The sequence below is a fragment of the Elizabethkingia argenteiflava genome, from assembly GCF_009904105.1.
GTDB lineage: Bacteria > Bacteroidota > Bacteroidia > Flavobacteriales > Weeksellaceae > Elizabethkingia > Elizabethkingia argenteiflava.
In genome coordinates, this window is sequence record NZ_JAAABJ010000355.1 from 1 (window position 1) to 337 (window position 337).

The following is a 337-nucleotide window of genomic DNA, read 5'->3' on the forward strand; positions in this document are numbered from 1 at the left end:
ATAAAAATAGCAAATTTGAATTGCGAATCAAATAACTAATAATCTGGAAATCATAATTAAAGATAAAATAAAAAAGTGGATTTTACTTATTTTATTTAAAGGAAAAATAGTATTTTCGAAAATAGATGATCTGGTAATAATAATTCAGCTTATTGTAATACGCCTGATATGAGTCTTTCTGGAGGGAATTTTGTTTGAAAGAATATTTTGTCAAAGAGAAAATCTACTGACAAAGCATTTACTATTATTTCAATAAATGGAGCAAAGACGGCTCTTTCAGAAAGTTTTGTATAGTTCTTTAGCTCCTTAATAAAAGAAAATTGGAATGAATATGGGG

Annotated in this window: 1 protein-coding gene; it reads right to left on the reverse strand. The window is 26.1% G+C overall.

Annotation, left to right across the window (positions count from 1 at the left end):
- Positions 1 to 149 precede the first annotated feature (149 nt).
- The coding region (locus tag GNY06_RS13655; protein ID WP_212995079.1) for a hypothetical protein at positions 150 to 337 on the reverse strand (188 nt) is incomplete at its 5' end.